Origin of the sequence: Bifidobacterium aemilianum (genome assembly GCF_003315635.1) — a bacterium.
GTDB classification, from domain to species: Bacteria; Actinomycetota; Actinomycetes; order Actinomycetales; family Bifidobacteriaceae; genus Bifidobacterium; species Bifidobacterium aemilianum.
Genome location: NZ_PDCG01000010.1, coordinates 15,669 through 40,298 on the forward strand (window position 1 = coordinate 15,669; position 24,630 = coordinate 40,298).

The window sequence follows — 24,630 nt, forward strand, 5'->3', positions numbered from 1 at the left end:
AGAGAAGAACATGCAAGCGGCAAGCCAGACCAACGCTCAAGCCAAGGCCCAGTCCGAGGGTCCAATCCTGGAGGTCAAGGACCTGCAGGTGGACTTCAAGGCGGACGGCCATACGGTCCATGCGGTCCGTGACTCATCCTTCAACGTCTACCCCGGCCAGTGGGTGGCCATTGTGGGGGAGTCCGGCTCCGGCAAGTCCACCTCGGCCATGTCCGTCCTGGGACTCCTGCCCGGCACCGGCAAGGTTGTCGGTGGATCCATGAAGTTGCACGGCCGCGAACTGGTGGGCCTGAGCGCCTCCGACTATGAGCAGGTGCGCGGCTCGCAGATCGGCCTGGTCCCCCAGGACCCCATGAGCAACCTCAACCCTGTATTGCGCATCGGCACCCAGGTCAAGGAGGCCCTCGAGGCCAACCATATGGATGTGGCCCGGGAGAAGCGCTCACAGCTGGCCAAGCAGATCGCCTCCGCTGAGACGGTTACCCTGAAGAACTCTGACGATGAGCTCTTCATCTCCGCCAAGGACCTGCCCGGACTTTTCGCCGCCGCCAAGTCCGCCCTGGAGGAGATCCACGCCAAGAACATCGATAGGACCATGGAGGCTTTCAAGGCCGAATGGGACGTGGGTTCACAGACCCGCTGGGGTGTTGCCAAGGGGCTGATCAAGGCCGGCCTTGACGACGAGAAGGCCTGGTCCATCGCCAAGCAGCACGTCACCGGCTCGGATATGAACGACCGCATCGCCGGCCTGCTCTCTGAGGCTGGCCTGCCGGATGCGGCCACCCGCGCCCGCCAGTACCCGCACGAGTTCTCGGGTGGCATGCGCCAGCGCGCCCTGATCGCCGTCGGCCTGGCCTCACGCCCCGACCTGCTGATCGCCGACGAGCCCACCTCCGCCCTGGACGTCACGGTCCAGAAGAAGATCCTTGACCATCTCCATGGCCTGACCGACTCCCTGGGTACGGCAGTGCTCTTCATCACCCACGACCTTGGCCTGGCCGCCGAGCGTGCCCAGCATATCGTGGTCATGTACAAGGGGCGTGTGGTCGAGTCCGGCCCCAGCCTGGAGGTCCTGCAGCACCCCCAGCACCCCTACACCCGGCGACTGGTCAACGCGGCACCCTCCCTGGCCTCCCAGCGGATCATCTCCGCCAAGGAGCACGGCCAGGATGCCAGCAAGCTCATGGAGCACCACACCAAGGGCGAGGGCGACCTGGAGCGCAGTGAGCACGTCATCACCGTCGAACACCTGACCAAGGAATTCAAGCTGCCCCGTAAGAAGGAGATGTTCAAGGCCGTCGACGACGTCTCCTTCTCCGTCAAGCGCGGCACCACCCTGGCCATTGTGGGCGAGTCCGGCTCGGGCAAGTCGACGGTGGCCAACATGGTCCTGCACCTACTGGAACCCAGCTCGGGCAGGATCTACTACGAGGGCAAGGACCTCTCCGGCTTCAACGGCCAGTCCCTGCTCGACTTCCGCCGCCACGTCCAGCCCGTCTTCCAGAACCCCTACGGGTCCCTGGATCCCATGTATTCCATCTACCGGTCCATCGAGGAACCACTGCGCATCCACGGGATCGGCGACCGTAAGTCCCGGGAGCAGCGGGTCCGCGAGTTGCTGGATATGGTGGAGATGCCCGAGTCGGTCATGGGCCGTTACCCCAACGAGTTGTCGGGCGGCCAGCGCCAGCGCATCGCCATCGCCCGCGCCATGGCCCTCAATCCCGACGTCATCATCTGCGATGAGGCCGTCTCCGCCTTGGACGTGCTGGTTCAGGACCAGGTCCTGCGCCTGCTCAACGACCTCCAGGCCGAGCGGGGGCTCAGCTACCTCTTCATCACCCACGATCTGGCAGTGGTCCGGCAGATCGCCGACGAGGTCGTGGTCATGCAGCACGGCAGGCTGGTGGAGCACGCCACCACCGACGAGGTCTTCGACCATCCCAAGCAGCAGTACACCCGCGACCTGCTCGAGGCCATCCCCGGCGGCCACCTGCAGCTGGGCCTGGACTGATGGGTGGGCGGTCCCTGCAGCATAGCGCCGCAGGTTGAGAACCGACACTTCGCGCAAGGGGCGGAGGTGACTCCAAGTGAGTTGCCCCGCCCCTTCCCTATGCCTGTTGGAGGCTGACACGCCGACCGGCCGAGTCCTTGCAGCTGTCCGAGGCCGGTCTAGACTTTATGGTGTTTGCGGAACGATGGACCCGGCGAGGAGCCGGCATTGCGGAATCGGTCGTGAATCGTGGCGGCAACGAATGGCCGTAATAGCACAGCAGCAAACACATCCCAAGGAATGTGAGAGACACGCACATGTATGTCGACCAGAGCCGTAATAGGAGTGCGGGAAACCTCAAGTGGATCTTCCCCTACTGCAAGCCCGATCTGCCCAGGGTGGGCGGGTCCATCCTGCTCTTCGCCGTCAACGATGCCATGGCGCTGATCATGCCGCTTCTGGCCGGCATGGTGGTCGACCAGGTCATCGGCCAGGGGCATCTTGACCGGCTGACCCGGCTTTGCGTGCTCATGGTGGTGGTCACCCTGGTCCGTGTGGCCTCCCGTTATGGCTACCAGATGTGGATGGAACGCTTCGGCCAGAACTCCATCTACCGCCTGGTCTCCGACGAGTACGAGAAGCTCCACGAGCTGGACTTCACCTACTTCAACCACACCCGCAACGGCGACATCATGAGCCGTATGACCTCGGACACCGACGCCATCCGCCACTTCCTGAGCTGGGTGACCTATCAGATGGCCGACTGTGTGGTCATGTTCGTCGGCGCCCTGGCAGTCATGGTCGCCATTGACTGGCGGCTGGCCCTGGCCCTGGCCTGCGTGACCCCCTTCCTCTTCATCCTGACCCAGCGGCTGGCCAAAAACGCCAATCCGCTCTTCTTCGCCATCCGCAACTCCCTGGCCGACCTCAACTCCATGGTCGAGGAGAACATCGAGGGCAACCGGGTGGTCAAGGCCTTCGTGCGTGAGGAATACGAGACCCAGAAGTTCGACGAGCACAACGAGGACTACCTGCAGAAGAACATGGCCCTGGCCCGCAACAGCCGTCGTTACATGCCCTGGCTGGATGGGCTGGGTTTCGGTCTTCAGCTGATTACCTTGGGCTTCGGCGGTTTCCTGGTCATCATGGGCGACATGACCCTGGGCAATCTGGTCGCCTTCAACAGCTTCCTGTGGATGCTTGACGGGCCCGTGCGCCAGTCCGGTTGGCTGGTCAACGACTGGGAACACTTCAACGCCTCCTGTGTCAAGATCCGCCGGCTCCTGACCGCCCAGTCCCACATCGTCGAGAAGCCCGGGGCCGAGGAATCGGTCAAGCAGGCCGTGGCCATCCAAAGCCAGCTGGGCACCGGCCCCAAGGTCCAGGGGCAGGCCCCAACCCCCGACCGGATCTCCGGCGAGATACGCTTCGACCATGTCAGCTTCGCCTTCCCGGACGACCCTGAGACCCCCATTCTCAAGGATCTGAACTTCTTCCTGCCGGCAGGCTCCAAGCTGGGCATTCTGGGCGAGACCGGGTCCGGCAAGTCCACCATGGTCAACCTCATAGCCCGCTTCTACGACCCGACCGTGGGGCATGTTCTGATTGATGGCATCGACGCGCGGGACTGGCCCCTGGCCACCCTTCGCAGCCAGGTCAACATCGTGGCCCAAGACACCTTCCTCTTCTCAGACACCATCGGCGGCAACATCGGTTTCGGTTCCCGCAGCGAACGGACCAGCGACCCTGGCTACATCCGCGACATGGCCGGCATAGCCGGGGCGGACGGCTTCATCAATTCCATGCCCGAAGGCTACGACACCGTGGTGGGTGAGCGGGGAGTCGGGCTTTCAGGCGGCCAGAAGCAGCGGCTGAGCCTGGCCCGCGCCCTGGCTGACGACCCGGCCATTCTCATTATGGACGACACGACCTCCGCCGTCGACATGGAGACCGAGGCCCAGATCCAGCAGCACTTGCGGGAGCTGGACGCCCAGAAGACCATCGTGACCATCGCCCACCGCATCTCCTCCATCAAGGACGCCGACCTGATACTGGTCTTGGAAAACGGCCGGATCATCGAGCGGGGGAACCACGAGAACCTGGTGGCAGCCCACGGGCGCTACTGGGAGATCTACCGCAAGCAGCTAGGCCTCCAATCCGGCCAGGCCCAAGGATTTGAAGAGTAGGGGAGGAGGAGAACCATGGCACAACGCAATACCTACCGCGAGGATGAGGAACTGGAAGAGAAGATCAACTTCCGCGACATCGTCAGGGTCGGAGCCTACCTGAAGCCCTACAAGGGGCAAGTGGCCCGGATCCTGGTCGTGGTGGTCCTCATGAGCTGCATCACCGTATCCGTTCCCTACCTGACCAAGGTCATGATCGACTCGGCCATACCCAACAAGGACCTTGGGAAACTGGCCCTGCTGACCGGCATCCTGGCCCTGCTGATCCTGGTCTTCGAGATCGGCCTGCGCTACCGGACCGTGGCCATCACCCGGGTTGGCCAGCTCATGCTCAAGGACATGCGGCGGGACATCTTCACCCACATCCAGACCCTGCCCTTCTCCTACTTCGACTCCCGGCCCCACGGCAAGATCCTCATCCGGGTGGTCAACTATGTCAACACCCTTTCGGACACGCTGTCATCGGGCCTGATCAACGTGATCGCGGACGTCTTCACCTTCATCGTCACCCTCCTGGTCATGTTCGCCATCGACTGGCGGCTGACCCTGTGGAGCCTGGTCCTCTTTCCCCTGCTGATCCTGTGGGTGCGGGTCCTGCAGATCTTCCAGCGGCGGGCCTACCAGAAGCTCTCCAACAAGCAGAGCAACCTCAACGCCTACATCCACGAGTCCATCGCCGGCGTCAAGACCACCCAAACCTTCGCCCAGGAGAAGAGGCAGTTCGACACCTTCCAGGAACAGCAGGGGGATGTGCGGCGGCAGTGGATGAAGGCCGTGCACATCCAGTTCCTCATGTGGCCGGGCGTGCAGACCATCTCCACCATCACCATCGCCTTCATCTACTACGTGGGGATTCTGGGATTCGGCGGGGTCTGCGTGACCACCGGCGTGCTGATCGCCTTCATCGGCTACGCCAACAACTTCTGGAACCCGGTCATCAACATCGGCAACTTCTACAACCAGCTCATCACCTGCTCGGCCTACCTGGAGCGGATCTTCGAGACCCTGGACGTCAAGCCGGAGATCACCGACAAGCCCGGTGCCGCCGAGCTGCCGCAGGTGCGGGGCAAGGTCGATTTCAACGACGTGGTCTTCCGCTACGAGCCCCGGGGTCGCAACATCCTCAACCTGGTCGACTTCCATATCGAACCGGGCAAGACAGTGGCGCTGGTAGGGCCCACGGGTGCCGGCAAGACCACCATCATCAACCTCCTGTCGCGCTTCTACGACGTGTCGGAAGGCTCGGTGACCATCGACGGCTACGACGTGCGCGACGTGACCCTTGACTCCCTGCGCCGGCAGATGGGCGTGATGCTCCAGGACACCTTCATCTTCTCCGGCAACGTGCGGGAGAACATACGCTACGGGCGGCTGGATGCCAGCGACCAGGAGATCGAGGCCGCCGCCCGTGCCGTCCACGCCCACGAGTTCATCATGGACCTGCCCGATGGCTACGAGACCAAGGTGGAGGAGCGGGGCTCGACCCTCTCGGCCGGCCAACGGCAACTGATCTCCTTTGCCCGCGTGCTCCTGGCCGACCCGCGCATCCTGATTCTGGACGAGGCCACGTCGAATATCGACACCCGCACCGAGGAGGCCCTGCAGGCCGGACTCAACCACCTGCTCAAGGGGCGGACCAGCTTCATCATCGCCCACCGGCTCTCCACCATCGAGAACGCCGACCAGATCTTCTACATCGACCATGGGCAGATTGTGGAACACGGTTCGCACCATGAGCTCCTGGACCAGCGCGGTGCCTACTGGCGACTCTACGAGTCCCAGTACGCCATGATCCGCGTCGAGGCCTCCGAGGCCGCCAAGTCCTAGAGCCCATTCACGGTTTCGGTCTTGGTCCTGCACCGGTTCCAGGTTCAGGTTTAGGTCCTGTTTCTGTTCCAGGTTTAGGTCCTGTTTCTGTTTTCTGTTCCCCAGTCCCAGTCTTGGTCTTGTTCCTGGTTCAGGTCTTGTTCCTGTTTCAAGTCCTGTTCTCCAGTCCTTAGCCTTGGTCTTAGTTTCTGTTCCCCATTCCTCACGCCAGTTCCTGTTCGGGTTAGTGGTCCTGTCCCCTTTCCTCACGTCCAATCCCACCACTCTGTCCGAAATCCCTCACGACTTCGCCGCTATTGAGGGAATTCGGACAGAATATCGAGTTTTCTGTCCCAATTTCCTCATCAGCCTCCCGCTATTGAGGGAATTTGGACAATTGATGTGCCGTGGTGCCCATCACAACCATGGCTAGACCAGGTCGGACCTGATTGTGAAGGTGTGCGTCAGTTCGGATCAGGTCGGACTTGTGTGAGGCAGGTTGAATCTGGCTGGACCATGTCAGTGGCCTGCAATGGGCATAGTCGGACCGGGCTGTTCCAGGTTGGTTTCCGTTGGGCCAGGTTGAGGTGAGTATGGTTGGGCTGGGTTGGGCCTGCTGGACATGACCTGACTGGGCAGAATTAGGACTTGGGCAGGAGGATCAGTTGCCGAACCTGCCACCGGCGGCCAGACGCATGAGGCTGCTGTCGAAGTTCAATGCCGGGTCCTGGGCGCTGGTGGCTGAACCGGGGATTGCTTGGGATTGTTCCTGTCTGGTGGTCAAACCGTCGAAGGTGCGGCGATAGTGGGCTCCAGCGGCACCCATGATACGATCCCGCACATCGGCCAAGATCATAGCGGCCATCTCCTTACCTGCACGGGATTTCCGGTCCGAGAGGCTGGGCGAGGCCCAGTCGCTGCCGGCTGCCATGAGGCTGGTCGGTGCCACGAGGGCTCGCAGGAAGGCGAACAATTCTCGCATGGAGGAGTCGGGTACCAAAGCGTGGCGTTCCGAACCACCTGTGGCCACCAGGACCACCGGCATATTCAGAAGTAGGTCGGGATCGGTAAGGTCCCAGAAGGATTTGAAGAGTCCGGAATATGAGGCCTTGATGACCGGGCTGGCGACCACCACGCCATCGCTGTCAGCGATTTTGCCGATGGACTCACGTAGGCCGGGCGAGACCTGTCTGCTTACTGCTGCCGTGGTGATGTCTTGGGCCAGATCCTTGAGTTCGATTGCGATGACTGTGGCCTCTGCTCCTTGGGATTGCAGATAATCGGCCGCCTCAAGGGCCACCGCACGTCCCAGCTTGGTGGTGGTCGATGGTTCGGATAGGCCGGCGCTCACCACAGCAATCTGATACTGACGCGTCTCGGATTGCCTGTCGGCAGCCTGATTGCCGCTGTGGTGCTGAATCTTGTTGGGGTCATGTTCTTGCATCATGCCATACGCTTTCTATGTTGTTCTGCCCACTGCCGCCCCCAAAACCTGGCTGCGGTCATTGGGGGGAGGGACGCTCCGTAATACCATATTCCTTGCCCTGTGGCGACGAAGTGATGCCTATGGATGGGTGAATCCTTCGGATGATGGATTTGCCCTATGGGAGCATCGACGCTGCCGGCTGTTGATGCTGTTAGATATGCCGTGGTCCACGGCCGCTCCTCCTAAAGGCGGGGGAGACGCACCTGGATGGAATCGTCAGAGTCCGTGTAGGGGCTGGTGCCGGTCACGTTGTCACCGCGATTGGCGTTGGGCCGCGGCTGGCGGGGCTCCTGGTCACCATAGCGCGCCTTGACCATGTCGGTGTGGGTGGGGGTGCGAACGGCTTGGGGATCCCGAATGGCTGCCATCTCCTTGCGCAATACCGGCAGGACCTCCGAACCCAGCAGGTCCAGCTCCTCCATGACCGTCTTCCTTGGCAGGCCGCCATGGTCCACCAGGAACATTTGCCTGGCATAGTCCCCGTAGATCTCATGTTGGTGCATAATCCGGTCGATGATCTGCTGGGGGGAGCCCACCAAGAGCGGTGTCTCAGCCATCATGGTCTCCAGGGAGGGGCCGCCTTTATAGATGGGCGACTCGTTGAAGTAGGGTCGGTACTCGCGCATCGCGTCCTGAGAGTTCTTGCGGACGAAGACCTGAGCGGCCACCCCGACCACGGCCTGCTGGGCTGTGCCGTGCCCCCAGTGGACAAAACGGGAGCGGTAGAGCTCCACCAGCCGCTTGAAGTGGTCCTCAGGCCAGAAGGCACCGTTGGCGAAGAACCCGTTGCCATAGAAGGCTGCCTGCTCGGCGATCTCAGGTGTGCGGATGGAGCCGTGCCAGACGAAGGGCGGAACATCATCCATGGGGCGGGGGATGGAGGTGAATCCCTGTAGCGGCGTACGGAAGGAGCCCTCCCAGTCCACCACGTCCTCATGCCAGAGCCGATGGAGCAGATTGTAGTTCTCCAGGGCCAAGGGCAGTCCCTGTCGAATATCCTTGCCGAACCAGGGGTAGACGGGCCCGGTATTGCCGCGCCCCAGCATCAGGTCGACGCGACCCTGGGCGATGTGCTGGAGGACCGCATACTGCTCGGCCAGGGTGACCGGATCATTAGTGGTGATCAGTGTCGTCGAGGTGGACAGGACCAGGCGTTTGGTCTGGGCTGCGACGGCGGCCAGGAAGGTGGTGGGGGAGGATGAAAAGAAGGGTGGATTGTGATGCTCGCCGATGGCGTAGACATCGAAGCCGACCTCCTCGGCGTGGACGGCCTCAGCCAGAGAGTCGGTAAGGCGCTCCCCCTCGGATGGGGTGTAATTGGCCACTGGGTCCCGGGTTACGTCCGAAACATTCATGATGCCGAACTCCATAGGGCCCGGCTGGGCGACGGGTTGGGCTGCCTTGTTCTTGGCAATGACGGCTTGAATGGCCTCCTGGTCCGCTGTCGGTGAGGATGCCTTCCGGGCGCTCGCGGTCTGGTCCTGCATGCTAGCTGCTCCTTGATGAATGGATGCGATGTTGCCATATCTATATATACCTCGAATCGAGATATTTATTCCCGTGGTTATCAAATATAGTTCATAGAGGGAAAGGATTCAATGGAAGTAATAATTGCTCAGAGTAAGAGTGGCATAGCTTGAGTGATTGCAAATGTGTAACGTTGGCTATACTGAACCGTTGGTTCAGTGCTTATCTGAGATTAAAACATTACTAACCACCTGTATGAATTGCAAAAGTCGACATTCCCATATGAGGGAGCGTGCGATGACTATCGCATCGAAGGTGCATTATGCGCTATCTTTGTATAGGGTTTTCAGCTCGTCAGCAGTGGGTCTTAATACTTTTTGCACAGTAATATGTGATTATTGTCTTTTGGAACAAAGAGATTTTGCTCTTGAAGGATAATTAAGTTTCAAGTGCTGAAAACGGAGGAGTAACAATGCGTGAAAATCAGTTTGAGTGGGTCGGCTTCTACGGTGAGTTAGCTAATAAACTGATTCAGTATAAAAACAAACGCCAAGAACTCGTTGGAATCGTTAATGATATATATGCCGATGGCAATGTGAGAATGCCGTTGCTAGAGCTTGAGAATGATCTAATAGACATAGATCCCTTCACCATCTTTGGATTATTTAACAGATACGGAATGCCTCCGGAGAATCGTAAACTCGTGGCAAATAGGCTTGCTGCTGCCATGGGGATTTCTCGAGCTGTTCCAGAGTTTCCGGATGAGATACCCGTACTGGACACACGAAACGCGGTTTACTACCGTTTTAAAACCGATCGGAATGATGATGATATAGATATCCTATGGAATCTGTTTGAATCAGCTTTATCTTTCTCTTATGGAGAGGATTGTACTTCTGAGCTTTCAATTTATTTCGATAAGGCCATCCGACTGTGGAATAATGGAAACGCCAAGATTACGATGGGATTGTTCTGGATAGCTCCAGATACATTCATGAGTTTTAACTACCGCAATCAGTGGTACATATATGATTCAGGTAAACTTCCGGAAGATGTAGTACAGCGGTTGCCTCCGCGTGTTTCCAAGATTGATTTCGAGACCTACCAAGCCATATCAAAAACTGTTGCTGATTATATGCAGACCGCTGATAGTCCAGTAAAAGACTTCAAACAGTTAAATTATTACGCTTGGGAATACTCTGAGCAAATTAATAATATGCTGTCGAAAAATGCGAATTCCGATGAGAAGTCTGAGTCTTCCGAGCGGCCCATAGAGACACCATACAGGAAAGATGATTTTCTTCGAGATGTGTATATGAGTGAGGAAGATTATGATGAGCTATCTGGATTGGCTAAAAGCTCAAACTTGATATTACAGGGTGCCCCAGGGGTTGGGAAAACATACGTAGCCATGGCTCTGGCTTATTCGCTGATTGGACTCAAGTCCAGTAAGCGAGTGCAAATGGTCCAATTCCACCAGAACTATTCCTATGAAGATTTCGTTGAAGGTTATCGTCCTGTTGGAGGGGATTTTGCTCTTAAGGACGGTGTATTTAAAGCCTTTTGTCAACTGGCAGATGCTGATCACGATAATGATTATTACTTTATTATTGATGAGATTAATCGTGGGAATCTCAGTAAGATCTTCGGCGAGCTGTTTATGTTAATCGAGCTAAGCAAACGGGGGAACACGAAGATTAGCTTGCTGTACTCGGGGGATTCGTTTTCCATACCGAAAAACATTCATATCATCGGAACCATGAACACGACTGATCGAAGTATAGCAATGATGGATTATGCCATGCGCAGGCGTTTTACTTTTTATGATTTGAAGCCAGGTTTCGAGACAAAAGAGTTTATGGAATATATAGAGAATCGCGAGGATGAGAGGTTGTCTCGAGTAGTTAGTGCTGTAAGAAGCATAAATGATGTCATTGAGTTGGATGATTCTTTAGGTGAAGGATTCAAAATTGGACATAGCTTCTTCTGTAATATTGAGGATGAGGATTCGGATTGCCTTAACCGTGTTGTCAGGTATGAGCTTGAACCATTGATAAGAGAATATTGGTTTGATAGAAAAGAGCAATGCGAAGAGCAAATAGGTAAGTTGGAGAGAGCACTACAGTGAGTTCACGTGTAGAAGATAGGAATGACAACATTCCTCTGCAAAATATCTATCATATGCTCTGTTATGTGTTCCATTCGTTGAGTCAGGGGAAATATGAAGATGTGAAAGTGGAGCATTTTCATAATCAGATGCAGCTCTACGCATCCATTCTTATATCTGGCATGTCAGCCACGCTTAAAAGCGGACTGCGGAAGGAGTATGTGGGCAAAATAATTCCTCTCTCTATGCCGCAGGGGAAAATTGATCTTTTGTGTTCGAACGACGTCAGGTTAAAAGCAACAAGGAAAGTAGTTTGTACTTGCGATGAATACTGTGTTGATTCATATGAAAACAGAATCATTAAAACCACTTTACGAACATTGCTGAAAGCGGATGTACTCGATTCTCAAAAAGCAAGTATTCATAGTCTGTTGAAATCATTAGATGGAATTCAGGTTTTGTGCCCCAAGAACATCAGTTGGAAGATGTCTTGTGAGGGGGATTCCAATGCATATGGCACGCTTATCTCGATATGTCATCTCATCATTGCTGATTATCTGCAGACTGAAATTTCAGGAGATATAGGCTTAAGTGAATTTTACAGCGATAAAACAATGCATGACATATACGAGAAATTCGTGCGCGAATATTATAGGAGGCATTATCCTGGTGTGTCTGTTTCTGCTTCGAAAGTTAGATGGAATCTTATCGAAGAAGAGGAATACAGTGATAGAAAAAGCTTACCTGAAATGAAAACGGACACATTTCTAAAATTCCGCGGACAGGTTCTGATTATCGATACGAAGTACTATGGGAAAACGGATAGCAAAAGATCAGAAAACCTGTATCAAATGTATTCCTATGTGAAGAATGAGGCTGCTAATCTTCGTGCGGGGAAGCAGTCCAAAGAGGAGATGCCTGTTGTAGATGGTTTGATTCTATATGCTCAAACTAAGGAAGATAAACCCCTTGTTGACTATACATACAATATGGATGGAAACCGTATCGGGCGTACGACGCTTAACCTGAATCAGGATTTCTCGCGAATAGTCGCAAAACTCGATAATATAGTAAGCCAATTCTTCGGTATTGAATGTAAAAAAGTGGGAAATTTCTAGACTGGGCTTATGAGCAAGCATCATCGTGAACGTAGTTGGGCGCCGGCGCCGGAGGCGCTGGGGGCGGACTCCCAAGTCATTGACAACCATACCCATGTGGCTTCCGTGGTTCCTTTCGCCGAGGAGATGAATCGTCAGGCCCTGGAGCGTGGCCAGGAGCCGGTGCCGGTCTACAGTGTTGAGCAGATACTGGACCAGGCCCAGGCAGTGGGGGTCGAGGGCATCATTGACGTGGGCTGCGAGCTGCCGCACTTGCGGACGGCCGTCCAGATGGCCCTTGACCACCCAGGTCAGGTCCATGCCGCCCTGGCCATTCACCCCAACGAATCCGTCCTGCATGGTCACCGTGGTGTCCCCGGCCCGGACGGCCTCCCGATCAAGTATCAGCCCTGGCATGAGACCTCCTTTGAGGATGCGCTGGCCGAGGTGAGTCGGCTGGCCCGTGCCCACCCTGACCAGGTGGTGGCCATCGGCGAGACCGGCATGGACCTCTTCCGAACGGGCGAGGGGGCCAAGGATCTGCAACGTGAGGCCTTCCGCGCCCACATCGCCCTGGCCAAGGAACTCAACCTGCCCATGCAGATCCATGACCGCGACGCCCACCAGGAGGTCATCGAGACCCTCCTGGCCGACGGCAGCCCCGAGCGCACCGTCTTCCATAGCTACTCCGGTGGCGCGGACATGGCCCGGATTGCCAAGGAGCAGGGCTGGTACTTGAGCTTCTCCGGCACGCTCTCCTATAAGGGCAACGAGGGCATACGCGAGTCGGCGGCCATCGTTGGCCTGGACCACATCATGGTCGAGACCGATGCCCCCTACCTCACGCCCATGCCCTACCGGGGCCGCACCAACGCCCCCTACATGATTCCCTACACCCTTCGGGCCTTGGCCGACGCTCTGGACCTCCCGGTCTCCCAGGTAGCCCAAGCCACCCGAACCACCACCCGCACGGTCTACGGCATCTGAACTCAGCCGCCCACAGCCGGCAGCATTCGTAGGGGGAGGCGGTTCAGGCGAGGACTTGAGCAAGGTGCGGCGCGCCAATGCCCACCCAACCAGTAAGAGGCCGAACCGTATGCCGATGTATGCCAATCCATGCCAACCCATGTAGCTGTAAGCCAGATGTTTGCGGTCCAGGGAAGATTGGTGTTTTTGAGGGTAAGCGTCTAGACTGTCAGTTTGGTCCGGAGGAACCGCGGGAATCGTGGTGTTTTCCTGGACCTTGTTGTTACGTGCGGGGATGGTCTCCGCCACTGGAGGACGACGTATCATGGCGGAATCACGACAGAGTGAATCATCGCATGACCGCAAAGGCCGCAAGGGTGGACGGAAATCCGAAACCACCAGCAAACGAATGAACGAGACCCTGTTTCGGGCCGATACTTTCACCAACGCACCCAAGGTATCCCGTAGGACCCTGACCAAGGAGGAACGGGACGAGCTGGTCAAGCAGGAGGCCCAGGCCCGTGAGGAGGCCGAGAAGCTGACCAAGAAGCCGGCCAGGGGTCCGCTGGGCCGCTGGTGGCGCAAGATGCAGTCCAGCCCCGACAAGTTCACGCTGGGTATGGCCATCGTCGCCTTGGGTGTGGTCTACGGCGACATCGGCACCTCGCCCCTCTACACCGCCCAGGCCTTCGTGGCTGGTCAGGGTGGCTTGCCCAATATTGACCGCGAGGCTGTGCTTGGCCTTCTTTCCCTGGTCTTCTGGACCCTGACCCTGATTACGACCGTCAAGTATGTCTTTGTGGCCATGCGGATCGACAACAAGGGCGAGGGCGGCATCTTCGCCCTGTACTCGCTGATTCGCAAGCATGGGGCCTGGCTGGCGATTCCCGCCATGCTGGGCGGCGCGGCCTTCCTGGCCGACTCGGTCCTGACGCCGGCCGTCTCCATCTCCTCGGCAGTGGAGGGTCTCAAGGCCATTCCGGTCTTCGAACCCGCCTTCAAGGAGACCCCACGGCTGACCATGATCATCACTGTGGTCATCATTCTGGTCCTCTTCTCCGTGCAGGCGCGTGGCACCGAGCGGATCGGCCGGGTCTTCGGCTCCGTGGTCATGGTCTGGTTCTGCTTCCTGGCCATCACCGGCATCATCAACATCAACGGTGACTGGTCCATCTTCGCGGCCCTGAACCCGGTCTACGGCCTCAAGTTCCTCTTCAGTCCCCATAATCTGGCCGGTCTCGCCATCATGGGCACCGTCTTCCTGTCGACCACCGGAGCCGAGGCCCTCTACTCCGACATGGGCCACGTGGGGCGCGGCAACATCTACTTCACCTGGCCCTTCATCAACGTGGCCCTGGTCTTCAACTACTTCGGGCAGGGCGCCTGGATGATCCGCAACCAGAACAACCCGGCCCTGGCCCACATGGACGGTCTCAACCCCTTCTTCCAGATGATGAGCCCCGGCGTGCGCTACGCGGGTGTCATCCTTTCGGTCACCGCCGGCGTCATCGCCTCCCAGGCCCTGATCACCGGAGCCTTCACCATGGTCTCCGAGGCCACCGGTCTCAACTGGATGCCTCACCTGCAGGTCCGCTACCCCTCGCGCACCCGCGGCCAGCTCTACATTCCGGCCGTCAACCTGGTCCTGTGCGTGGCCACCATCACGGTCCTGCTCATGTTCAAGGATTCGGAGCACATCTCCGCCGCCTACGGCCTGGCCCTGACCATCACCATGATCACGACCACCATCCTGCTGGCCGTCTACATGTGGTTTGACCGCAAGCGTGCCTTCGCGGTTGGTTTCACCATCATCTTCCTGGCCATTCAGATCATGTTCTTCGTGGCCTCCATGTCCAAGTTCATGCATGGCGGCTGGTTCACCATCCTGCTGACCCTGGCCATCCTGTTGATCATGATCACCTGGAACGACGGCACCCGCATCGAACGCTCCCAGCGCAGGCACATGGTCCCCAAGGACTTCCTACCCGCCTTGGGCAAGCTTCATGACGACTTCCGCATTCCCTTCTTCGCGGACAACATCGTCTACCTGACCTCCGATACGGAGATGCGGCGGCTGGACACGGACATCTTCTTCTCCATCTTCGCCGACCACCCCAAGCGGGCCCGGGCCTGGTGGTCGGTCTCCGTACAGACCACCGACGAGCCCTTCACCCGTGAGTATTCGGTTGAGGACTTCGGTACCGACCATATCTTCCGTGTGCGGATTCGACTGGGATTCAAGGTTTCCCAGTCCATTCCGGCCTACATTCACCAGATTATGCGCGACCTTTCACAGACCGGTGAGCTGCCGCAGCAGAAGTCGGTCTACCCCAAGGTTGATGCCGACCCGGAGATCGGGACCATCCGTTATGTGCTGATCCATAAGGCCCTGATGCCGGAGTCCAACCTCACCACCCGTGAGGCCCTCTCCCTGAAGATGAAGTACATGATCCGCCATTTCGCCGGTTCGCCCGTCAAGTGGTTCGGCCTGGCGCCCTACAACCCCCTGGTCGAGGTCCAGCCCCTCTTCGTCTCCACCCGCCGACCACCCAGGCTCAAGCGTGAGCCTGTCCGGCGCCACCGGCAGACCGAGGGCAAGCAGACCGGTGCCGGTGACGCCGACCATAAGGCCCTGCCGGATGCTGTCCAGGAGGCCCCACGGTCGGTGGACAAGGAGCGTGCGGCCCTGAGGGAGGCGGCGGAGAACGTCGTGAAGACCGAGGTGTCGCGACAGGTTCCGGCGGCTGGTGCAGCTTCGGGCGGGGAAGGGGCCGCTTCCGCAGCCGAGGCCGGACAGCAACGGCCAAAGGGTAATGCTGGGCGGTAGATCCACGCTTCGTGTGGGTTGAACCGCGAATAGAAAGGGCACCGGGTATGTTCCTGTGCCCTTTTTGCTGCCGCCCACAAGCTGCCGAGCTGGCTGATTGTTACGCATGACTTGTTCTCTGCGACGACGTTGGCGTTTCCGAGTGGCCTGAGTTGGTCTCAACCGTTTCCCCAGTGTCTGCGTCACTTGTGTCCTTGTGCCACCCGCAGCGCTCGCTGACTGTTGGTGCCCTACGAATCCTTTCGCACCGCTTACTGTGTGCTGCCTACTGTTGCTCTGGGCTACGCGTCAGGCTTCTACAATGTGGGTATGACCGTTAGCATTCCCAGCATCGAAGAGACCGATCAGCTCCATCGGGCCATCGCCCCATCCCAGGCCGCCTACGAGTTGATTCACACCCACTGCCTGATAGTCGCCGACATCACGAGCCGGCTGGTCCGTAGGCAGAATGCCCTGTTCTCCCGGCGCTGCACCCTGCCCACTGATGCTCCTGAGTTGACTGGGCACTATGATCTTCCAGCCCTGTTGGGTGATACGGGGACGGGAGTGCCATCTGCTGGCGGATTTTCGGACTCTGCTGAGACTGTCGGCTCTGTTGGCCTGACTGACTTCTCTGATGCTGCCGGACCCGCTGGCAGCAGCAATCCAGACAGCCATATGCCCCAATCTGCACCCGTCCCCGGCTCCGCACGCGCACACATTACAGCCCCTGTCGTGCCGCCCACTGATGGGGTGACGGGCGGCATTGTCCCACCACGGCTGCTCGGCGAACACGAGGCGGTAATCGGCGCGCTCCTGCACGACATCGGCACCTACCTGGTCCTCAAGGCCGACGGTTCGGATGGCGGCCCACTGGAGTTCGATGGCTCCAACTACATTCTCCATGGCTTGCGCGGCTACCGGTACCTGCTGGACCAGGGGGTAGATGAGTCCATCGCCCAGTTTGCCAGGAACCATACCGGAGTTGGGCTGACCGCCGAGCAGGTCAAGGCCCAGGACCTGCCACTGCCCGTGGACGACTACGTGCCCATGAACCTGGAGCAGGAGGTGGTCATGGTCGCGGACAAGTACAACAGCAAGTCCACCCCGCCCAAGTTCCTGACCGCGGCCGCCTATGCCGCCAAGGCCGCCCGCTTTGGCGAATCCAACCGTCGCAACTGGTTGGATCTGCTGGTGAAGTATGGCGTGCCCGACATCCCCTCCATGGCCCGCCACTACCAGCAGCGCCTGGTCGAGGAGTAAGTGGAAGCCAACTGGAGGGTCGTCAGGTCTTGCTGAGAGAAGAAGACGGATGGAGGCTTTTGCGGTAAGGTGAAGATATTGTGAAGTAGTCCTATCGGTACAGCTACGAAGTCGGGAGGAATCATGGCTGATTTGAATATTGGTGATGGCTTGCGCAAGGTGTTTCTGGCGGGGATCGGGGCCATGGCCACGACCGTCGAGAAGAGCCAGGATCTTGTTGATGAGCTGGTCAAGAAGGGTGAGCTGACGGTTGAGCAGGGCAAGGCCCTGAACACCGAGCTCAAGCATAGGAACGCCGAGGCCAAGGAGACGGCCAAGGTCAAAGTCGCCGCCCAGGATATGGCCAAGGAGAAGGCTGATGCCGAGGCCGCCGCTGAGGCGGAAGGCTGAGACCGGGCCGACGGCACAGTCCGCCAGGCCGCTATGGATTGGCAGGGGCGCTGAAATGGCCCCAACAAATGGATGTCGCTGACTGTCGGCTGGTCGGCTGTGGTCGACCTGCCGGCGGTTTCGTATGGGTGTGAGTATGGCTGATGACGAATCATTGACAAGGACCGAGGTCCCAGGGCAGGGTGCCCGATTTTCTGATACCCATCCGGCCGACGGCGGCTCACCGCTCCCCGCCCCTACTGCTACTGGTCCGACCTGGCCTGGGAACACAGGCAGGAAACCCGGCGATGATGGCGGTACTGAGGACGACACCATAGGGCTCCTGGGGTCCCGCCATCAATCCTTTGCGGAACGCTACCACCTGACCCGTAGGGGCAAGGCCAAGCGACTCGGCCAGATTGCCCATATCGCACGGCAATTCGATGTTCTCCACGGCCTGACTCCGGTCAAGCTGCGGCTGATGCTGGAGGCCCTGGGGCCCACCTTCGTCAAGGTCGGGCAGATGTTGTCCATGCGCTCCGAGATCCTGCCCCAACCCTTCTGCGACGAGCTGGCCAAGCTGCGGGCCGATGCCGACCCCATGTCCTACCAGACCGTCATCGACACCCTGACGCGTGAATACGGCCGGCCAGTGTCACAGATCTTCGAGCACATCGACCCCACACCCCTCGGTTCCGCCTCCCTGGCCCAGGTTCATCGGGCCCGACTGCTCACCGGCGAGGATGTGGCCGTCAAGGTCCAGAGGCCCGGTGTGCGCGAGACCATGGCCCAGGATGTCTCCCTCATGCGGTCCATAGCCAAGGCGGCCACCAAGCTCATGCCCTCATCGGCGCAGGTGGTGGACCTGGGCGGGGTGGTCGAGGAGATCTGGGACACCTTTGAATCCGAGACAGACTTCCTGCACGAGGCCCGCAACCTCAGCGAATTCAAGCGCAACTGCCAGCCCCTCGTATACATGGACTGCCCCAAGCCCTACATGGACCTGTGCACCAGCCACCTGGTGGTCATGGACTATGTTGAGGGCATTTCCGTCTCCCACCCCGAGGAGTTGGAGGCCGCCGGCTACGACCTCAAGGAGATCGGCACCAAGCTGGTCGACAATTATGCGGCCCAGATTCTGGACACCGGCTTCTTCCACGCCGATCCCCACCCCGGCAACATCATCATCTCCGGGGGCACGATAGTCCTCATTGATTTGGGTATGACAGGGCGGCTCAACCAGAAGACCCGCTCGGTCATGCGGCAGATGATCTTCGCGGTCGGCAAGCAGGATTCGCCGGCCCTGGCCGAGGGCCTCATGCGCTTCTCCGGCAGCCCCGCCGATGCCGAGGATTACCCCTCACTGCTGGCCGACCTGGACAGCATCGTCAAGGAGTACGGCACGGTGGACCTGGCCGAGCTGGATGTGGCTGAGTTCTTCGGTGCCCTGACCCAGCTGGCCCAGCGCCACGGCATCGAGGTGCCCAGCTCAATCACCACCATGGGCCGCGCCCTGGTGACCCTGGAGGGCATGTTGGACGAGTTCATTCCCGATGTCAACATGATCCAGATCATCTCCGACCATATCTCCCGCAGCAAGTCGGTTGACGAGCTGGCCTCCGACGAGCTCAAATCCCTGGGTCTCGAGGGTCACCAGGCCCTCCACGGTCTTTTCGGCACGCTGGCCGAAGCCCAGGTGGCCGCCCGTATGCTCACCCGTGGGCAGCTGCGGGTCAATACCGAGCTGGTCGGTTCCGAGGAGCCCTTAAGTCAGCTGTCCGACATGATCAACCGCCTGACCATGGCCCTGATCGTGGTCGGTCTCTTCATCGGCTCGTCCATCGTCTACTATGCGGGCATGAAGCCCATCATCTTCGGCATCCCCCTGGTCGGCTTCCTGGGCTATGTCATCGCCTTCATCCTCTCGGCCTGGATCGTCTTCGACATCTATTTCAAGGGCCGCAAAGCCCGTAAGGCCAAGAAGTAGGGCCTGAGAGCCCACAACTTTTGGAATGAGTCCGTAAGCCCTCTGCTATGTCTTAGAGCTTGGCCGGTGCTTGCAACTCAATAGTGGCAGTCGGCACCAAAAACTGTGGGCCTTTGACTCATTACTGTCAGAGGCCCACAGTCTGTAGCGGCTATGGTGTCAGCACGCTGTTGCCTAATCTTTCTTGGCATCGGTCGCCGGAACGGGGCTGACCGAGGAGACGTCGATGTCCTTGAGCTTGATGATCTTGGTGTGGTGCTTGATCTTGTAGCCCAGGTAGAGGGCCAGGACCAGGATCACGCTGAAGTAGGTCATGCCAATCTCGCCCCAGTTCCAGCTGGCGAAGGCGGGGATATCCTGCCCGGCAATCACGATGATGCATAAGACCAGGGCCAGAATCGGACCGAGGGGGAAGAACCTGGCCCTGTACTTCAGCTCGGACAGGTCGTGGCCTTGGAGCTTGAAGGCCCGGCGGAAGCGGTAGTGGCTCAGGGCTATGCCGATCCAGGCGATGAAGCCGGTCAGCCCGGTGGCGGTAACCAGCCACATGTAGAACTTCTGGCCGAAGATCGACGTGGCGAAGGTGGCCAGCTCCATGCACAGGGTGGCGATCAGGCCGGCCATGGGCACGCCGTTCTTGGTGGTGGTGGCGAAGATCTTGGGGGCGTGGTGGTCCTTGGCCAGGCCGTAGAGCATACGGGAGGAGGCGTAGGCGCCGGTGTTGACGGCGGATAGGATGGAGGTCAGCACCACAGCGTTCATAATGGAGGCCGCCGAGGCCAGTCCGGCCCGCTGGAAGACGATGGTGAAGGGCGACATGGCGATGTTGCCGTCAGAGGCTCCCAGCAGATTGGGACTGGTGTAGGGAATTAGGGCTGCGATCACGAAGATGGAGAGGATGTAGAAGAGCAGGATGCGCCAGAAGACCTCGTTGATGGCCTTGGGTACGGCCTTGCCCGGGTCCTCGGACTCTCCGGCGGTGACGCCCACCACTTCGGTGCCCTGGAAGGAGTAGCCGGCAATCAGGAAGACGCTCATGATGGCGGGAAGGCCTCCCACAAAGGGCGCATCCTTGTAGGTGAAGTTCTGCAGGCCCACCGCCGGGTGGAACATGATGCCGCAAATCATGGCGAAGCCGACCACCAGGAAGATGACGATGGTGGCCACCTTGATCAGGGCCAGCCAGAATTCCGTCTCCCCAAAGGCTGAGACCACCAGGGCGTTGATGAGAAAGACAATCAGCAGGACCAGCAGGCTCCAGACCCAGCCAGGGCTGTCCGGCAGCCAGTACTGGATGAGCAGGGCGGCTGTGGAAATGTCGACTGCGCCGGCGATGGTCCAGTTGAGCCAGTAATCCCAACCCATGGCGAAGCCCAGGGCAGGGTCGATGTATTTGGAACTGTAGACCGCGAAGGAGCCGGAGACCGGCATGTTGGTGGCCAGTTCGCCCAGGGAGGTCATGAGGAAGTAAATCATGACTCCCATGGCTGCGTAGGCCACGAGTCCGCCGCCGGGGCCGGCCTGGGCGATGGTGGAGCCGGAGGTCATGAACAGGCCGGTGCCGATGCAGCCGCCCAGGGCGATCATGGAGATATGACGAGTCTTGAGGTTTCGTTGTACGTTGCCGTGGCCCTTGCCACCCTGGTTCTTGCCATCGTGGCCCTGGCCACCCTTGGTGGTTCCGGCTGAGATCGGGCTGGTCTGTGACCCTGCCTTCGCGTCTGCGCTCGTCATATGCTCCCTCCTTTCGGGAATCTCTGAGTTCAATCTTCAACTACTGCCGAAACGCTTTCGGGTCTCGGCACATCTTTTTTGGGCGGTGGTGCTGAACATGCTGCCTGCCCGGGCCGACCCCGGGGGCTGGCCATTTCCGCTGAACGGAATCGGCACCCTGCCTTACCGGTATGGGCACCGTTGAGCAGTTTATGCCATCTCGCTGACCGGGCATTCCAAACGTTCAGTATCCGGCGGCTGTCGGCTGACAACCGGGGTGCTGACCAGTATCCTGACCGATGACTTGTCTGCTGGCTTGTCCGGTGCCCCACGTCCGGCCGTTGGCTTCCCGTACACGGATCTGCGGTGGCCCAACGGCGGTTGGCAGTCATCCAACCCTCTCAACCGTGTGCTTTCGCCGAACTAACGAATGTCCGCTAGTTCCCCCTCATGGCTGGCCGATGGTGATACGTCAATGTCCTTGAGGGGGATCAGATGGGTATGATGCTTGATCTTGTAGCCAAAGAACAGGATCAGCACCAGGGGCACGGACATGTAGGTCACGCCGATTTCCTGCCAGTTCCAAGTCACGAAGGCCTCGATGTTCTGCCCGCCGATGACCACCAGGCACAGCAGGAGCGCCAGGATCGGCCCCAGGGGGAAGAGCTTGGCATGGTATTTGAGCTCGCTGACATTATGCCCCTGCAATATGAAGGCCCGGCGGAAGCGGTAGTGGCTCAGGGCAATGCCGATCCAGGCGATGAAGCCCGTCAGTCCCGAGGCCGCCACCAGCCACATGTAGATCTGCTGTCCAAAGATGGAGGAGGCGAAAGTGGCCAGGGAAATCACCGTTGTGGCCACCAGGGCCGCGAGCGGTATGCCATGCCTGGTGGTCTTGGCGAAGACCTTGGGGGCGTAGTGGTCCTTGGCCAGGGCGTAGAGCATACGGGTGGAGGCGTAGGCGCCCGAGTTGGCCGCTGAGAGTACCGAGGTGAGCACGATGGCGTTCATCAGGCTCGCGGCGAAGGCCAGGCCGGCCCGCTTGAAGACCAGGGTGAAGGGGGAGACGGCGATGTTGCCGTCGGCCGCCGACAGGAGATTGGGGGAGGTGTAGGGAATCAACGCCGCGATCACGAAGATGGACAGGATGTAGAAGAGCAGGATCCGCCAGAATACGTCGTTGATGGCCTTGGGTACCGCGTGGGCCGGATCCTTGGACTCCCCGGCCGTCACGCCAATCAGCTCCGTGCCCTGGAAGGAGAAGCCCGCAATCAGGAAGACGCTGAGGATGGCCGGAAAGCCGCCCACAAAGGGCGCGTTCTTGTAGGTGAAATTCTTGAAGCCGACCGCCGGGTGGAACATGATGCCAAAGATCATGGCGAAGCCGATGACCAGGAAGATGATGACCGTTGCCACCTTGATCAGCGACAGCCAGAACTCGGTCTCACCAAAGGCCGAGACGGTCAGGGCGTTGATGAGGAAGATGACCACCAGGACCAGCAGGCTCCAGATCCAGCCGGGAGTGTCCGGCAGCCAGTACTGGATGAGCAGGGCGGCCGTGGAGATGTCGACCGCCACCGTGATGGCCCAGTTGAACCAGTAGTTCCAACCCATGGCGAAGCCCAGGGCCGGATCCACATACTTGGCGTTATAGGTGGCGAAGGAGCCGGAGACCGGCATGTTGGTGGCCAACTCGCCCAGGGAGGTCATCAGGAAGTAGACCATGAGACCCATGGCCGCGTAGGCCACGAGACCGCCCCCGGGGCCGGCCTTGGCGATGGTGGAGCCGGAGGTCATGAAGAGGCCGGTGCCGATGCAGCCGCCCAGGGCGATCATGGAGATGTGCCGGGTCTTGAGATTGCGCTGGACGCCCTTGGCCAGGCCGCTTTCCGCAGCCTTGGCCTGGTTCGCGGCCTTGGCGCTCACCGCCCCCCTGCCGATCTTTGCCTTCATGCTGCCTGTCCTCCCAACTATCAAGGAAGGCTACAAACGATAAAAGCCCCTCCGCCCTGCGGTTCCGAGCATGAGTGCCGGTACCCGTCTGCGAAGAGACCCATGTGTAACAACCGTCCATAGCGCTCCGCAGGAACCCCTGCGACAGTTCCGGATTTGTTGAATCCGGACCCAACAACCAACCCCGGCAGGACCTGGTCATTTCGGCCAAAGCTCCTTTGACTGGCCTTCACCGATGCCGCCGCATCTCCGCCCAGCTACTGATAGCTCCAGCAACCTCTTCTGTGACTTACAATGCCCACAAGAATAGCCCATTTCGCTGACAAGCAGCCGCTGTGCCCAATCGGTTCCTCACTCCTCCGCACCATCCATCCATACGGCCTTGGTGGTAGCTCCGTTTTGCGCTTGCATGCTTTTGTCCCCAGGCTGACAGCCGCTGATGTGGGGTGGCTCGGCGGTTGGGTGCAGGTCAGTGTGATATGCGGATGCCCCGCCTGTTTTGGGGCGGGGCATCCGCATCGTCTGTTGGTTGTGGTTAGTGTCTGAGGTTGTGTCCTGTTTGTTTTCGGCGGTGTGTGAGTCTTATGCCGGTTAGTAGTGTCATGGATGTCAGGATGCCGAGGGTGGGTAGGGTCCAGGCTCCCAGTGGTCCTCCGGTGAGGGGGAGTTGGGTGATGGCTGGTGCCCATTTGGCTTTGAGGAAGGTCCACCTGGTGATGGGTGTGGTGGCGGGGTCGAAGTCGGCTCCGGTGAAGGTGTCGGTCCATCCGGTCAGGATCCATCCGGGTTTGGTTGGTGGGTCGGGCATGGCGACCAGGTCGCCTTCGGTGACGGTCTGGTTTTTGCTCCCAGTGGTGCCGTCGGGCCAGGTGCCGCCGTTGGGGTCTAGTTCCACGGGCCAGGTGGCTCGTTTCCATCCCATGTACATGTCGGTGTCGGCGGTGATGGCCTGTCCGGTGTAGTGGGTGGTGGCCGCTGGGTCGGTGTACCAGTCGTCGAAGGTCCATCCGGTCCTGCTTGGTATGGTTATCTCCCGGTATAGGGCGCCCCAGGCGTCGTCGCCGTCGTCGACGTGCAGGGTCCAGGTGGCTGGGTTGGCTCCTGGGTAGTTGGCGTGGGCGGTCAGGGTGTGTTGGACGACCCATTTGGCGTGCAGGGTCATGTTGGCGCCCACGGGTCCTGTCCTCCAGGGTTGGGTGAGGTTGGTGTCGGTGTGCCAGCCTTTGAACGTGTGCCCGGTCCAGGCGCCTGGTGTGGGCAGGCCGCCTGTGGTCAGGGTGGTGTCCTTGTTGATGGTCTGGCTGGTGATGGGGGGTACCTGTCCGGTGGCGTCTCCCAGGTCGTAGCTGATGGTGACGCGGTGGGTGTATCGGGCGTATAGGGTCATGGTGTGGCTGGTGTCGTCGATCTCGTCGGGTCCGATGTGGCTGG

General features: G+C 59.3%; 15 protein-coding genes and 1 riboswitch. Of the genes, 10 read left to right on the top strand and 5 right to left on the bottom strand.

Annotated features, from left to right (window positions below; translation table 11 throughout):
* Positions 1-10 precede the first annotated feature (10 nt).
* From CRD60_RS07605 to CRD60_RS07615, 3 genes are all read left to right on the top strand, one after another.
* A complete protein-coding gene (locus CRD60_RS07605; protein ID WP_113860692.1) occupies positions 11-2,014 on the top strand; it encodes a dipeptide ABC transporter ATP-binding protein in 2,004 nt (667 codons plus the stop codon).
* A gap of 296 nt (positions 2,015-2,310) precedes the next feature.
* A complete protein-coding gene (locus tag CRD60_RS07610; RefSeq protein ID WP_201737248.1) occupies positions 2,311-4,179 on the top strand; it encodes an ABC transporter ATP-binding protein in 1,869 nt (622 codons plus the stop codon).
* Between the two features lie 15 nt (positions 4,180-4,194).
* Positions 4,195-6,006 (top strand): ABC transporter ATP-binding protein, encoded by a 1,812-nt coding sequence (locus CRD60_RS07615; RefSeq protein WP_113860680.1) that lies wholly within the window; start codon positions 4,195-4,197, stop codon positions 6,004-6,006.
* A 640-nt stretch (positions 6,007-6,646) separates the two neighbouring features.
* Here the strand turns inward: CRD60_RS07615 and CRD60_RS07620 are convergent.
* Both CRD60_RS07620 and CRD60_RS07625 read right to left on the bottom strand, forming a co-directional pair.
* On the bottom strand, positions 6,647-7,432 hold the full coding sequence (locus CRD60_RS07620; protein ID WP_113860681.1) for a CE1759 family FMN reductase: 786 nt from the start codon (positions 7,430-7,432) through the stop codon (positions 6,647-6,649).
* Between the two features lie 221 nt (positions 7,433-7,653).
* Positions 7,654-8,958 carry a CE1758 family FMN-dependent luciferase-like monooxygenase gene (locus tag CRD60_RS07625; protein ID WP_236630915.1) on the bottom strand — a complete coding sequence of 435 codons (1,305 nt, stop codon included), beginning with the start codon at positions 8,956-8,958 and terminating at the stop codon, positions 7,654-7,656.
* Between the two features lie 452 nt (positions 8,959-9,410).
* Here CRD60_RS07625 and CRD60_RS07630 point away from each other — a divergent pair, with 452 nt between their 5' ends.
* The 7 genes from CRD60_RS07630 to CRD60_RS07660 all read left to right on the top strand — a co-directional run bounded on the left by CRD60_RS07630 (position 9,411) and on the right by CRD60_RS07660 (position 19,533).
* Entirely contained in the window at positions 9,411-11,066 is a 1,656-nt protein-coding gene (locus CRD60_RS07630) for an AAA family ATPase (RefSeq protein WP_113860682.1), read from the top strand.
* On the top strand, positions 11,063-12,163 hold the full coding sequence (locus tag CRD60_RS07635) for a 5-methylcytosine restriction system specificity protein McrC (protein ID WP_127975674.1): 1,101 nt from the start codon (positions 11,063-11,065) through the stop codon (positions 12,161-12,163). Before CRD60_RS07630 ends, CRD60_RS07635 begins: the two co-directional genes overlap by 4 nt.
* A gap of 9 nt (positions 12,164-12,172) precedes the next feature.
* Entirely contained in the window at positions 12,173-13,129 is a 957-nt protein-coding gene (locus CRD60_RS07640; protein ID WP_113860684.1) for a TatD family hydrolase, read from the top strand.
* Positions 13,130-13,433: 304 nt separating this feature from the next.
* Positions 13,434-15,935: a KUP/HAK/KT family potassium transporter gene (locus CRD60_RS07645; protein WP_113860685.1), complete on the top strand. Its 2,502-nt coding sequence runs from the start codon at positions 13,434-13,436 to the stop codon at positions 15,933-15,935.
* A 309-nt stretch (positions 15,936-16,244) separates the two neighbouring features.
* Positions 16,245-17,177: an HD domain-containing protein gene (locus tag CRD60_RS07650; RefSeq protein ID WP_113860686.1), complete on the top strand. Its 933-nt coding sequence runs from the start codon at positions 16,245-16,247 to the stop codon at positions 17,175-17,177.
* A 123-nt stretch (positions 17,178-17,300) separates the two neighbouring features.
* The gene (locus CRD60_RS07655; RefSeq protein WP_113860687.1) at positions 17,301-17,567 is read left to right on the top strand and encodes a phasin family protein; all 267 of its coding nucleotides are present in this window, start codon (positions 17,301-17,303) and stop codon (positions 17,565-17,567) included.
* A 136-nt stretch (positions 17,568-17,703) separates the two neighbouring features.
* Positions 17,704-19,533 carry an ABC1 kinase family protein gene (locus CRD60_RS07660; protein ID WP_113860688.1) on the top strand — a complete coding sequence of 610 codons (1,830 nt, stop codon included), beginning with the start codon at positions 17,704-17,706 and terminating at the stop codon, positions 19,531-19,533.
* A 174-nt stretch (positions 19,534-19,707) separates the two neighbouring features.
* Here CRD60_RS07660 and CRD60_RS07665 read toward each other — a convergent pair whose 3' ends face one another.
* From CRD60_RS07665 to CRD60_RS07675, 3 genes are all read right to left on the bottom strand, one after another.
* Positions 19,708-21,267 carry an amino acid permease gene (locus CRD60_RS07665; protein WP_113860689.1) on the bottom strand — a complete coding sequence of 520 codons (1,560 nt, stop codon included), beginning with the start codon at positions 21,265-21,267 and terminating at the stop codon, positions 19,708-19,710.
* Positions 21,268-21,669: 402 nt separating this feature from the next.
* Complete coding sequence (locus CRD60_RS07670) at positions 21,670-23,199, bottom strand: amino acid permease (protein ID WP_113860690.1); 1,530 nt, start codon at positions 23,197-23,199, stop codon at positions 21,670-21,672.
* A 112-nt stretch (positions 23,200-23,311) separates the two neighbouring features.
* A riboswitch (Lysine riboswitch) is annotated at positions 23,312-23,489 on the bottom strand.
* A gap of 245 nt (positions 23,490-23,734) precedes the next feature.
* Positions 23,735-24,630: InlB B-repeat-containing protein (locus CRD60_RS07675; protein WP_145961906.1), on the bottom strand; the 896-nt coding region annotated here is incomplete at its 5' end.